Raw genomic sequence first — 13769 nt, forward strand, 5'->3', positions numbered from 1 at the left:
GCAACAATGTAATTAGTTCGCTAGCGCATGTGGCGATCCCATTCCATACTAAGTATCAATGCAAATCAAAACAATGTTAATTTAAGCGACGATATTGTCTGGAGTTCGTCCCCTATACCTATGGACAAACACGAAAAAAATAACGATATTTCAAAGACAAAGAACCCCATATTAGAGATTGAAACAAAATTAGACAAGCAGTTACATCAGGGTTTCTTGCTCAATGACGTATTGATAAAACCAGATCTCGGCATTGTCATTCGCGAGTCAGAACGATTTCATCTGGCGCCGAAAGCGATGGAAGTGCTATTACTGCTGGCATCTAACCCTAACCAGATCGTTGAGTATCAACAAATACTCGACTTTGCCTGGGGAAGCACTAACGCCTCGAAAAGTACGGTATCACATTGCATTAGCGAGATCCGGCAAGTACTGGGCGATCCAAAAGAGTGTCCGGTGCTTATTCAGACCATCCCCCGCAAAGGCTATCGTTTGCGAGTCACACCTACCCCATTAAATTCCGATGATATCAATGAATTAGGGGCGACAAGTTCCGGTCCATGGAAGTTGTCTCTGGCGATGCTTAAAAGTAGTCGATTGTTTAAAGTCAGTGCTGCCTATATCGTCTTTTCCTGGATTATGTTGCAGGCATTCGCCATTATTTTTCCGATATTTGAGCTACCTGACTGGGGCTTGAAACTGGCAACGTTGGCTCTGATCGTTGGATTTATTCTGGTGATAGTTTATTACTGGCTCAGCGAACTGGACGCCAGAAAACGACTGGCAAAAGCGAAAGCGTCAAAAGTTGCCTTGATAAAGCAATTCATCTTCGATTCGATATTCGTACTCGGGGCCCTTGGCATCATCTTCCTGATCTCCAGTCATCTGGTGAAAAAGATTGACGAGCAGGTCTCAAACCCTAAATCCGCTCCAATAAACCGTTCAACCGGCGTACAAAGCAACGCTGTCGCTGTTTTTCCCTTCACCGTTTCTCAGAACGACGACAATCCATCATATTATCCGAAAACGATTCAAGAGGAACTCATTAGCTACCTTTCAAAATCCGCTGATATCAAGGCAACGTCTCTGCGCTCAACCAATACCATTGACGAAGGCAGTGATTTGAATGTTATCAGGCAACAATTAAAGGCAAAATATCTGGTTGAAGGATCCCTGTCATACAATCAGGACACCCTTAAAATCACCACGCAATTGATCGATACTGAAACCGGATATCAGCTATGGCAAGACATTATTTCCGGTCAGAAAAATGAGCTGCTTTCTTTGAATGAGGAACTTTTCAGAAAAGTCAAAAACGCCGTGTTGCTGATGATCATCGGTCATGCCGAAACCTCGGATGCGGAGATAAAACCCACCCATAATTTCGCCGCATATGATGCCTATTTACAGGGGAAATCCGCTTATCAAGATGATAGTAGCATCGCTAATTTACAAATCGCGGAGGGTTACTTTACTCAGGCATTAACACTGGATAACAGCTTCGTTTTAGCCGCTGCCGCACTGTGCAAAACCAATCTGAATATTTACACGATTAATCTAACCATTAGTGAATATCAAAAAGCCAAGGAATCGTGCGAATTAACGGCCAATTACCAACAAGTTGGCAGTGAGTCACATCTTGCCCTTGGTAAGCTTTATCTCACCAACGGCGAATACTATCAGGCTCAGGAACAGTTTGAAGAAGCACTGGACATTGATGACAATAATTCTGAGGCCATGTGCGAGCTTGCTAAAACTTATCGATTATTGGAAAAACCGAATAAAGCCCGGCAATACTATCAAAAAGCGATCCAATCAGAGCCCGGGTATTGGCAAAACTACTATGAATATGGTTCATTTTTGTTTGCCACCGGTAATTTTACCGCGGCCATCCCGCAATTTAAGAAGGTAAATCTTCTAAAAGATGGGATCTTAGATTCCTATAATGCCTTAGGCGCCTCGCATATGATGCTTTGGCAGCTGGATGAGGCGGCAGACGCCCTTAAAAAGGCCATTGAAATTGCGCCAAGTGCGGCAGCGTACTCTAATTTGGCAACGAATCACTTTTTTCTCGGACAGTTTGACATTGCAGCCAGCAACTATCAAAAAGCCCTTGAGCATGCACCGGATAATTTTACCTATTGGGGCAATCTCGCAGATGCGATTCATTATTCAGGAAAAAACAATCACAAGGCGCAACAGTCTTATCAAAAAGCACTGACGTTGGCCAAGCAAAATGAACACATTAACCCGCACGATATTAATCTCAAAGCACAGATATCAAGGTATTATTCGGAGCTAAATCAATGTGACGATGCCGCCAACTACCAAGTTTCAGTACTGCAGTCGCAACACCAGGATCCACAGGTATTTTATGATATGGCGATTGTGGCTAAAAATTGCCTGTCTAATGTACAAATGAAAAGCATGCTCAACAAAGCGGTTTCATTAGGGTTTGATACCAAGATGATATTAGCGGATCCGCAATTTTTAGACTATAAAGAAGAGCTTATCAGGTTATTTAACAATGAAAGTACCCCGCTTCAGGGATAAACTATCAAGCAGGTAGTGATCGGGAATGACCGTAACCAGGCAGACATTGTCTGGATAATTCAACTACAACCCCAGGAAACAATTATGAGCAACCTGTTACTTGTCACCCGCAATAGCCTAATGACGCTACTTGCCCTGTTACTGCTACCATTAGGCATGGCCAGCGCCAAAGAGATTGACCAAACCATGGTTATCGATATTGATCCTGTGACCAGTTGTGCCATTTCCGTCACCCTCGCGGATCCAGAAAAAAACAACTGTAAAAAACTCGAAACCAACCCTTGTAAAAACATCAAAGACTGTGTTTGTTCTGCCAAAGACAAAAAACTTAAATGGGTGGCGGATAGCAAATACAAATACACCTTGAATTTTCACCCGGTAACCTCAGCGTCAGACATGCCAGTCAATCCCAACGACGATTTTGAAACAGATCTCACGCCGTTTAAGGAAAAAGACAAAGACAAGGGTTGCTCGGCCACCATAGTGTCATCAACTGATGGTGAAATTGACTGCAAAGTTAAGAATAAAGGGGTCTGGGACTATGACGTTAACGTGGAAGGTTGCGCTGAAGGTTTTGACCCAAGAATTGTGATCAACCACTAAATCTAGCGCAGACCAAGACTTTGCGTTAAACGATTAAGCGCCTCCTCTCGTTCTGAGGCGCTAAAATCCTGACAGATCCTTGCCAGGCGCAGGGCATCGGCAAAACGATCTGGTGACAGGCGATAAACGGCCTCGTTCAAAAACCCGGGATCAAGGCGATAGGTTTGTGCGTAAAACGCTATTGCCTGTTCCACGTCATTAAAATCGGTGCCATCGAAATGAAACGATGATTGTTGCTCTTCATGCAGCTTCAAACCATGAAGCTGAAGTGGCCAACCTCTAAAATTTACTCGATCCCGGGCTATTTCATACATAAACCACGCGCTGCGGGCAAACCCTTCAAAATTGCCCCCTTCAAAGCCACTGTTTTCCAGCTCTTCTTTGGTCCAGTTAACGCCAATGGCCAGATCCTTGCGATAAAGTTTACGTAATCCGGCGTTTACTTTTTCACGCAGCTGCGAAACCTCCAGCTTTTTGTGCTTATTGGCAATAGCGGCACACTCATGACATGCTGGAATGGCCATGCCTTTTGCGGTGTCATTGGTGTTTGGTATTTGATCGGTTGGATAGTTAAACATACGAGCCGCTGGCTCTTTGCAAAACCAACAGCAATGGCGATATTCAAACGGAACTTCCAGTGGCAAAAAATCCTGACCAGTCCGTTGAGCTGCCGATGCATCTGCATCCTCTGACTGCGGGGATTTACCATGATAATACTCATCGCTATCGATATCAGATAGCAAGGTTGTTTTTGCGCGACGGCGAGTGTGGTCGTTATTGTGATTGCCCATAATTTTCTTTGGTGCCGTAGCTGTTATTAGATTTTAGTTTTAACCGTGAATATCGTGTCGTGGATCAGCGACTCGAATGCCGGCTTTTGCGTTGTACTTTGCTTTTCCCCGCAGCACTACGTTTTTTGTCCAATGAGCGGTTTTTATCACGGGTTTTCTGGTAACGATTCTTACTTTCAGGGGCGACTTTGCTGACATCTTTTTTAGCCACGCCTTTTTTCGCCGCATCTTTTTTGGCAATTTCAGTCATTAAATCAAATTCGTAACCCGGTAAAACAATGCGTTCAATCTTCTGTTCAATTAACGCTTCGATATCGCCTAAAAACCTATGATCTTTCGGGGAAACTAAGGAAATCGCAGTACCCGATTTACCGGCTCGTCCGGTACGACCAATTCGGTGTACGTAGTCTTCCGCTAAAAACGGCAAGTGATAATTTACAACGTAATGCAAGTCGGCAATATCAATACCGCGAGCAGCAACATCGGTTGCCACAATCACCCGGGCTTTACCTTCGGTAAAATCCTGCAGCGCTTTGTTACGAGCGCCCTGGGATTTTTCGCCATGACAAAGCACCGCTTTGATGCCATCAAGTTTGAGCTCTTTGGCTAATTCATTGGCACTTTCTCGAGTACCAGCAAATACCATAACCTGATGCCAGTTATTCTTGCCAATTAGCTCTGACAACATTTCGCGTTTACGATTTTCCTGAACCGGATAAACGTACTGACGAACTTTTTTCGCGGTGGCGTTTTGCTTGGCGGTTTCAATGAGCCGCGGGTGTTGTAGGAACTGTTTCGCCAGATTTTTGACTTTATTGGAAAACGTTGCCGAAAACAGCAGGGTTTGATGCGGCTGTTTAATGGGTGACAGTATTTCTTCAATCGCCTTTAAAAAGCCCATATCCAGCATTCGATCCGCTTCATCCAGGACGACAAATTTGAGCTGGTTTAATCGCAGAGTACGATTTTGGATCAGTTCCAACACGCGGCCAGGAGTCGCAACGACAATATCACTGCCTTGTTGGATACGCTTTTGCTGTTCGCTGTTACCGACACCACCATAAACTAAGGTCGTGGTTAATTGCGTATTTTGGCAATACTGCTCAATGTTTTCTTTAACCTGCTTGGCCAACTCGCGCGTAGGCGTTAATACCAGTGCTTGCACGCCAGTACCCTGCCCGCCCTGACCTGCGCCTGTCTTTAACAATGCTTCGATAATTGGCAAAGAGAAAGCCGCAGTTTTACCGGTACCGGTTTGGGCACTCGCTAATACATCCTGACCAGAGCGGATTGCGGAAATCCCTTTTTGCTGAATTGGCGTAAGGTTTTTATACCCCATAGACTTTACGGCTTGCAGCAGCGGCTGAGGAAGACCTATCGCATCAAAACTCATGAATTAACCTTAGTAATAAAATATGCCGGGATAATAGCAAAATTCCCCCCTGACACCTAGACCTAGTGACGCCAGATATTTTTCGTCAAGCGCATGTCCTGCTCTTGTTGCTCATCGATTTTAAATTCCGGCAACTTACCTGCATCGAGATGTTGATTATAGTCTTTGGCAACAAAAACCAACGACTTGGTCAACAATACGATGGCGGTAACATTAACAATGGTCATTAAACCAACTCCGAGATCAGCCATCGCAATGACCTCCCCTAGCGTTGCTACGGAACCATAAAAAATCATCACCAGAAACACTAAGTTGAAGAAGAGCTTGCCCAATTTATTATCAAGGCCTATAAAACTTAAACTGTTTTCCGCGTAGGCGTAATTGGCAACGATGGACGTAAAACCAAAAAATAAAATCGCAATGGAGATAAAATCACTGCCCCAGTCTCCCACTTGATTCGCCAGTGCCTGCTGAGTTAGCTGAATGCCAAATTCTTGTCCCAGAGGGATGCCTGACATCAAAATGATTAACGCAGTACAGGTACAAAGTACGATGGTATCCAAAAAGACTCCTAGCATTTGCACATAGCCTTGAGATACCGGATGTGGCGGATACGGTGTAGCTGCTGCAGCGGCATTCGGGGCGCTACCCATGCCAGCTTCATTGGAATATAAGCCTCGTTTGATCCCTTGCATAATCGCGGCACCGACCAGGCCTGAGCCGGCTTCTCGTAATCCAAACGCAGAACCAACGATATCCGCAAAAATATCCGGGACAGCACTGACATTCATGCTAATGACGAATAGCGCAACGAGCACGTACGCCACCCCCATAAAGGGCACGACAAGCTCGGCGAACCGCGCAATATTTTTCAAACCGCCGACCACGATAATTGCGGTTAACACGGTAATGACTGCTCCGGTATAGACCGGGTCGATTCCGTAAGAACCATTGAAAGCATCGCTAATCGAGTTTGCCTGTACTGCTCCAAAAACAAAGCCATAACCGAAAAACAGGCATATTGAGAAGACCAATGCCATTGCCGGACTTTTTAAGCCTTTGCGCATATAAAAAGCGGGACCACCGCGAAAGCGGCCAAGATGATCTTTTTCTTTGTAAAGCTGTGCCAATGTGCTTTCTGCAAACGCGGTTGCCATACCTACCAAGGCAATGACCCACATCCAGAAAACAGCGCCAGGGCCGCCAAGGGAAATCGCTACGGCAACCCCCATCAGGTTTCCGGTACCTACCCGGGCAGCAAGTGTAGTACACAGCGCCTGAAAAGAAGATATGCTGGCAGAATCGCCGGTGCGGCTATGACGCATGACTGAAAACATGTGGAAGAAGTGACGGAACTGAATTGCTTTAAGGCGAATGGTAAACCAAATTCCCGCCAGCACCAGCATGTAAATGAGGACATAACCCCAGACGATATTATTTAAAAACGCGACGACGTCATGAATCACAAAACTTCCTTAGCATTCATTAATGAAATAATTATTGTTGGCTCAGTTGCTCCCCGCCTAATGCATCGTTGCGGTGTTAGGGGACAAGGGATCACTGAGGCTTGTTTTGTTGCTGCTCCAGCATTTGTTGGATCTGCGTTATTTGTTGCTGCAAGGCATCTACCTGCGCCCGGGAGGCCGGTTCCCCCTCTTCGGCACTTTCACCGTGACTGCTCGCCCGTTCCAGTTCATGTTCAGCGCTCATCACTTCCAGAACCGTACCGACCATCATATTTAAGAAAATAAAAGCGGTGAGAAAGATAAATGATAAATAGAAAATCCAGCTTAATGGGTAAACGGACATGGTTTCATACATTACATCAGTCCAGTCTTCAAACGTTGCAACACGAAACAGTGTTAATAGCGAAACCGATACATCACCCCACAAAAACTCATTGATGTCGTGGAAAATAATACTGCCAATTGCCGCATAAATATAGAAAATAACAAACATTAATAGGGCGATATAGCCCATTTGTGGGATCGCCTTTAGCAAAGCGTTAATTAGCATGCGCAATTCCGGGATCATCGAAACCAGTCGCAACACCCTAAATACTCGTAACAAACGTGCCAGTAAGACACCTGAACCACCGTCTGGGATCAGCGAGCCAATCACGATAATGGTATCGAAAATATTCCAGCCTTTTTTGAAAAATTCCGGTTTTTTTTCTGCTGCCAGAAATCGAATCACAATTTCTACGGCAAAGAATACGGTAATACTGACATCCAATATGCCGATGAGATCGACCAGGTGTTTCGGTAAATCATGGGTTTTAGCTCCGATCAAAAGAGCGGAAATTACAATGACCGCGATTACGGCACCCTGGAATAATTTACTGGAATCGATAATTTTTAACGTGCGCTGCAAGTTGGCAATGGTAACGGACATGGCGAAAAATGCTAACTGGTAGTAAAAGATAGAGGGGTTATAAAAATTGCCGGCTTTAAAAGCAAGAAAAACTTGGAATTTTTCTACTTTCGGGGCTAAATAGACACTAATTTGTCCTTTTCGGCATGATCGCTGCAATGCGCTGGTATTTTTCTATGAATCTTAGGCATCTGATTGAGTTAATCGCATTGGCCGCTATTTGGGGCGGTTCCTTTTTATTAATGCGAGTCTCTGCTCCCGAATTAGGGCCCATACCTTTGATCACCTTGCGCACCGCAATAGGCTTTATCACCCTGCTACCGTTTTTATTACATATGAAAAAACAACACCAGGTACGCCAATATGCCTGGCCTATTTTTGTGGTGGGTATCACCAACACGGCGCTACCATTTGTGTTATTTGCATTTGCGACACTATCACTCAGTGCCGGAATGACGTCAGTCGTAAATTCAATCGCACCGATTTTTACGGCGTTCATCGCTTACGTTTGGTTGCATGAGCGTTTAAATACCTATCAATCTTTTGGCTTGTTATTAGGCGTTGTTGGCGTTGCGGTATTATTTGCCAGCAAAGGCAGCTTAACGTTTGACAATACCGCGATGGCTTTGTTCGCGGCGCTCGGCGCAACGTTAATGTATGGGTTTGCCGCCTGTTTTACCCGACTTAACCTCCAGGGAGTATCATCCTTGGCCATTGCCGCCGGTAGTCAGCTATTCGCCACATTAGTGCTAATACCCGTAGCGATCCCATTATGGCCAGAGCAGGCAATTAGTCTCCAATCTTGGTTAGCGATCATTATTCTCGGTGTGGTCTGCACCGCCTTGGCGTACATCCTTTACTTTCGCTTATTGGCGCAACTTGGCCCGGCCAAAGCAATTTCCGTGACTTATCTTATCCCGGTATTTGGCATTGGTTGGGGGATGTTGCTGCTGGATGAAAGGGTATCAATATGGATGGCGATAGGCGCGGGTTTAATTTTGATCGGCGTTGGACTGACCCACCGAAAATCAAAACCCAACAAGTCACAATAAAAACCAACTCAACCGAAAACTGAGCTCACCAAGAAAAGCGTCCTGTTTGATTACTTACGGTCTACTTTGGTACTAGTCATCTTTTCGATACGCACTATCGAGAGTGTTTGAGGCAAGAAGCGTTTGATAATGCACATTTTCACGGCGAATCACATCCAGTATTGCCTGCTTAAATGGTGAGTCTGCAAGTAAATAATTGCCATAGCTTATGACAGGTTCGAATCCGCGATTCAGTTTATGCTCTCCCTGGACACCGGCATCAAATCGAGCCAACTGATTGGCAATACAATACTCAATCCCCTGATAATAACAGGCTTCAAAGTGTAATCCGGGAATATCCTCTAGTGCGCCCCAATAACGACCATACAGGGTGTTTTGATGGACAAAAAACAACGCACTAGCAATGGCGCGCTCGCCATCGTAAACCACCAGCAACCGACAATTCTCCGCCAAAAACTTTGATAATGACAGGAAGAAATCGAGATTCAGGTATCCATCATGCCCTGAGCGTTTTCGATAGGTCTGACGATAACAACGATAAAATAACTGCCAGTCAGAATTGTTAATTTGTTCGCCATCTAGCCAGCGAAATTCTAATCCATAGGCCTGCAATGCACGCCGCTCTTTGTGGATACTTTTGCGCTTTCTTGCCGTCAATTTCGCAACAAAGTCAGCAAAGCTTAAATACTCATGATTAAACCAGTGAAACTGGATATCCTGACGTTGCGCCAGCCCCTGTTTGGCAAAGTCATCACTTTGTTGTTTCTCGTTAAACAGGCATTGAAAATTGCTTGCATCAAATTTCTTCAGTTGCAGTGTAAGAGCGGATTTCAGCGCACTAACAATGTCAGCTGCGGCGAGGTTCGCACTGTCCAAGACCGCAAGTCGTTGTCCCGTTACTGGGGTGAACGGTATGGCACTTAGTAACTTCGGATAATAGCGAACTTGCTGTTGCTGATAGGCTGCCGCCCAATTCCAGTCAAACATGTATTCGCCATAGGAGTGCATTTTTAGATATAAGGGCATCGCTGCAACGGGCGTATCTTGCTGATACAGCACCAGATGATTGGGGATCCATCCGGATTCAGCGCCAACACACAAACTCCGCTCAAGGCAAAGCAAATAGTCATACTGACAAAATAATGAAAGGTCTTTGAACAGAGATTGCCAATGCTCTCGAGGAATATCGATAAACGATGAGAAAAATTTAGCGGTTAACATGGGTTAGGATATCGATTATTCATGGTTTGTGAATTTTGGCGTAGGCATGCGTCTTGTTTGGCGCTTTGCATACGCACCTGGATTGAGAGCCGAGTTTGAGAGCCTTCATTTGCAGCATAGCCTAATGGTGTATCCAGAGCATAGCCCCAACCTATAATTTTCGCGTTCGCGATTACGGATATCAGCTCTTTGATGCGATGATTTTGCCTGTAGACTTGTTGCAACTTAAACGTCGCAACAAGTCCAAAGGCAAATTTAAACCGTAAAGCGGCAAGCTACTTGAAACTCACCTGTAATCTAACCAATTACTGTTTGTAAACTTCACCGCCTTTCATCACGAACTTCACCGATAACAGCTGACGAATATCCTGCAATGGGTTGTCATCCACGGCGATGATATCGGCATATTTGCCTTTCTCTAAGGTACCTAAGGTGGCGCTCGCATCAATCAGGTCCGCGGCATTGACCGTAGCGGATTTGATAATGTCCATTGGCTTCATGCCTGCCTCGTGCATTAAAATCGCTTCCTGAGCATTTGTACCATGCTTAGACACGCCAGAATCGGTACCAAATGCGATTTTGACTCCTTCTTCATAAGCGTTGGTAAAGTTTTTCAGCATATCGGCGCCAACACGTTGCGCCTTGGCTTTGATTGCTGGCGACATGAAGTCACTATTTTGCGCCATTTTTAACACCGTATCACCCGCCAACAACGTTGGTACCAAATAGGCATCGTTATCGAGGAACAGCTCAATGCTATCCTCATCGGCATAACTGCCATGTTCGATACTATCGACGCCGGCGCGTAATGCCGCATTTATGCCTTCGGCCGCATGGGCATGGCTGGCAACTTTACGGCCAAGCGCATGGGCTGCATCAACAACCTCTTTAAGCTCGTCATTTGCCATTTGCTGACCTGTCCCGGTATTGGTATCAGATAAAACACCACCGGTTGAGGTGATTTTAATAACATCGGCACCGAATTTGATTGCTCGACGAGTCGCTCGGCGACAATCATAAGGGCCATCACAGATAGTTTTTGAGGTGTATTTGTCCATCAAATCGTGACGCATACCATCCACATCGCCATGACCACCGGTGACGGAAACACCACCGGAGGCAATAATTCTTGGACCATCTACCCAGCCGTTGGCAATCGCATCACGAAGCGCATACAACTGCTGTGGATCTGCGCCTAAATCCCGCACCGTAGTAAAACCGGCTTGCAAGGTCTTGTTGGCAAAATGCACACTGCGCATGCCCGCTAGCTCAGATGACATTTGCAATCTTTCACGGGCATTGTCTGGTCCTAACTCCCCCTGGATGTGAACATGCATGTCCATCATTCCCGGCATCACGAAATCATTTTTCAAGTCAATAATTTCAACATTATCGCCATAGTCTTTACCCGATACATAGCCGGATACGATTTCGGTAATTTTATTGTCTTTAATCACCACAGATTGACGTTTCTGTACGGTTTTTCCCGGGACGGCCAGCAACTCACCGGCATGAATGATTTTGATATTTTCCGCCAATGCGGCACTGCTAAACACAGTATGAGATAGCAAGGTTAATGCGATCAGAGGCAATGACACAGTATTATTTTTTTTATTATTTTTATTATTTTTATGAAACATAGATTTTCCTTATTTCTGACTTCTGCCAGGGAATACAACTTCTCTATTAATATCACAATCGAAAAAAAAATCTAAGGGCGAATACCCTTAGATTTTGTAATTAATTCATTAACATCGATTCATGGTAAGTACTTGCCTACCCAGCAATCTAGATTAATGTTGATGACCGCCTACGCCATGGGCATGACCGTGGGAAACTTCTTCCGCTTGAGCTTCTCGTACCGAAACAATTTCGATATCGAATTCCAGCGTTTGCCCTGCTAATGGATGATTGGTATCGACCGTGACCATAAACTTGCCAACTTTCATCACCGTTACCTGACGCTGACCTTGTTCGGTATTTACCACCCCTACCATGCCTGGTTTCCAGCTACTTGCGCCTTGTAGGTGTTTGGCGGGAATACGTTGGATCGCTTCTTCAAGATACTCACCGTAGCCATTTTCCGGGGTGACGGTGACACTGAATTTATCTCCCTGCTGCTTATCGACTAATGCATCCTCAACACCTTTTATCATTGAGTTGTGGCCAACGAGAAGTGCCATAGGATCACCACCGCTGGAATCCTCAAGGGTCGTGCCATCGGAGTTTTTCAGTAGGTAGTGAAACTGAACAACGGTATCTTTTGCGACTTTCATGCTTAATCCTGTATTTTGCATAACGAAAAATTATCTCGTTATTATACCTTAAAGCAAAAAAAATAAATAAAAAAGCCAATACCCTCATAAGGATATTGGCTAACTGGCTATGTGATTCAGAAACTACAATGCTTGATTTATGGCATCAACCGTAGCTTTTGCATCTCCAAATAACATTTGTGTATTCTCTTTAAAGAATAATGGGTTTTGTACACCCGCATAGCCGGTATTCATCGAACGCTTGAAAACGACAACCTGTTTGGCATTCCAAACCTCTAACACCGGCATGCCGGCTATCGGGCTGGTAGGGTCTTCGCTGGCAGCGGGATTAACAGTATCATTGGCACCGATAACCAGAACCACATCCGTGGCGGCAAAATCCTCATTGATTTCATCCATCCCCAACACGATATCGTAAGGAACTTTAGCCTCTGCGAGCAGTACATTCATATGGCCAGGTAATCGTCCGGCAACAGGGTGAATGGCAAATCTGACGTTCACGCCTTTTTGCTTGAGAGCCTGAGTCAATTCATAGACCGGATATTGTGCCTGAGCAACGGCCATTCCATAACCAGGGGCAATAATCACCGATTTAGCCGCACTGAGGCTGTCAGCCACAGCCTGGGCTGTGGTTTCGATATAATCGCCATAATCTTTATCCGAATCAACCACCACCTCGGTACCAAAACCACCAGCAATGACACTTATAAATGAGCGATTCATCGCTTTGCACATGATATAAGACAAAATCGCACCGGAAGAACCGACCAGGGCACCGGTGATAATTAACAAATCGTTACCAAGCATGAAACCGGCAGCGGCGGCGGCCCAGCCAGAATAAGAATTGAGCATAGAAACCACGACCGGCATATCCGCACCACCGATTGATGCGACCAGATGCCAGCCAAACACTAAGGCAATAATTGTCATTAACCAAAGGGGGCCAAATGCACCGCCTGCGGCAACAAAATACACCATAAGTGCAAAACAAATCACACCCGCAATAAGATTCATTTTATGACGATGGGGTAACATCAGTGCAGAACTGTTGATTAAACCGCGCAGTTTGGCAAAGGCCACAACGGATCCGGTAAATGTTACCGCACCAATAAAGACACCGAGAAACACTTCCACCAGATGGATATTTAGTTCAACACCGTGTAAATGGCTGGTGTGTTCGAAAAAGCTATTGTAGCCAACCAGCACCGCCGCCAAGCCGACAAAACTATGGAGGATTGCCACTAATTCTGGCATTTCTGTCATTTCAACTTTTTTCGCCAGATGCAAACCTATCATCGCACCGATCAGCATACAGGCGACAACAATCCACAATGCCGAAACATTGGCCGCGGCCAATGTCGCAACCAGGGCGATGCTCATTCCGACAATACCAAACCAGTTACCCGATTGTGCCGATTCTTGCTTACTCAAACCCGCTAAACTTAAAATAAAACACAAAGCCGCAAGAATATAAGCTGCCGTAATCATTCCTTCAGACATATCGCTC

At 45.2% G+C, this 13769-nt stretch carries 11 protein-coding genes; 3 read left to right on the forward strand and 8 right to left on the reverse strand.

The features are described from left to right. Positions 1 to 120 precede the first annotated feature (120 nt). Both FE810_RS13935 and FE810_RS13940 read left to right on the forward strand, forming a co-directional pair. A complete protein-coding gene (locus FE810_RS13935) occupies positions 121 to 2553 on the forward strand; it encodes a tetratricopeptide repeat protein (RefSeq protein WP_171022378.1) in 2433 nt (810 codons plus the stop codon). Positions 2554 to 2637: 84 nt separating this feature from the next. Then, a complete protein-coding gene (locus tag FE810_RS13940; RefSeq protein WP_138320729.1) occupies positions 2638 to 3156 on the forward strand; it encodes a hypothetical protein in 519 nt (172 codons plus the stop codon). A 2-nt stretch (positions 3157 to 3158) separates the two neighbouring features. Here FE810_RS13940 and FE810_RS13945 read toward each other — a convergent pair whose 3' ends face one another. The 4 genes from FE810_RS13945 to FE810_RS13960 all read right to left on the reverse strand — a co-directional run bounded on the left by FE810_RS13945 (position 3159) and on the right by FE810_RS13960 (position 7734). After that, complete coding sequence (locus FE810_RS13945) at positions 3159 to 3947, reverse strand: hypothetical protein (protein WP_138320730.1); 789 nt, start codon at positions 3945 to 3947, stop codon at positions 3159 to 3161. Positions 3948 to 4011: 64 nt separating this feature from the next. After that, positions 4012 to 5340 (reverse strand): DEAD/DEAH box helicase, encoded by a 1329-nt coding sequence (locus FE810_RS13950; RefSeq protein WP_138320732.1) that lies wholly within the window; start codon positions 5338 to 5340, stop codon positions 4012 to 4014. A 62-nt stretch (positions 5341 to 5402) separates the two neighbouring features. Next, positions 5403 to 6806, reverse strand: a complete 1404-nt coding sequence (locus tag FE810_RS13955) for an alanine/glycine:cation symporter family protein (RefSeq protein ID WP_212744520.1) — start codon at positions 6804 to 6806, stop codon at positions 5403 to 5405. Between the two features lie 91 nt (positions 6807 to 6897). Continuing rightward, the gene (locus FE810_RS13960) at positions 6898 to 7734 is read right to left on the reverse strand and encodes an ion transporter (RefSeq protein ID WP_138320734.1); all 837 of its coding nucleotides are present in this window, start codon (positions 7732 to 7734) and stop codon (positions 6898 to 6900) included. Positions 7735 to 7889: 155 nt separating this feature from the next. Here FE810_RS13960 and FE810_RS13965 point away from each other — a divergent pair, with 155 nt between their 5' ends. Beyond that, positions 7890 to 8765: a DMT family transporter gene (locus FE810_RS13965; RefSeq protein ID WP_138320736.1), complete on the forward strand. Its 876-nt coding sequence runs from the start codon at positions 7890 to 7892 to the stop codon at positions 8763 to 8765. Between the two features lie 72 nt (positions 8766 to 8837). On the opposite strand, the gene FE810_RS13970 is transcribed toward FE810_RS13965, so the two are convergent. From FE810_RS13970 to pntB, 4 genes are all read right to left on the reverse strand, one after another. After that, positions 8838 to 9986, reverse strand: coding sequence for a GNAT family N-acetyltransferase (locus FE810_RS13970; protein WP_138320738.1), 1149 nt, complete (start codon positions 9984 to 9986; stop codon positions 8838 to 8840). A 305-nt stretch (positions 9987 to 10291) separates the two neighbouring features. Next, positions 10292 to 11626 carry a metal-dependent hydrolase family protein gene (locus FE810_RS13975; protein ID WP_138320740.1) on the reverse strand — a complete coding sequence of 445 codons (1335 nt, stop codon included), beginning with the start codon at positions 11624 to 11626 and terminating at the stop codon, positions 10292 to 10294. A gap of 153 nt (positions 11627 to 11779) precedes the next feature. Continuing rightward, positions 11780 to 12262, reverse strand: coding sequence for an FKBP-type peptidyl-prolyl cis-trans isomerase (locus FE810_RS13980; protein ID WP_138320741.1), 483 nt, complete (start codon positions 12260 to 12262; stop codon positions 11780 to 11782). A 123-nt stretch (positions 12263 to 12385) separates the two neighbouring features. After that, a complete protein-coding gene (gene pntB / locus FE810_RS13985; RefSeq protein WP_138320745.1) occupies positions 12386 to 13762 on the reverse strand; it encodes a Re/Si-specific NAD(P)(+) transhydrogenase subunit beta in 1377 nt (458 codons plus the stop codon). Positions 13763 to 13769 lie beyond the last annotated feature (7 nt).

The organism is Thalassotalea litorea, from assembly GCF_005843925.1.
Taxonomy (GTDB): Bacteria; Pseudomonadota; Gammaproteobacteria; order Enterobacterales; family Alteromonadaceae; genus Thalassotalea_A; species Thalassotalea_A litorea_A.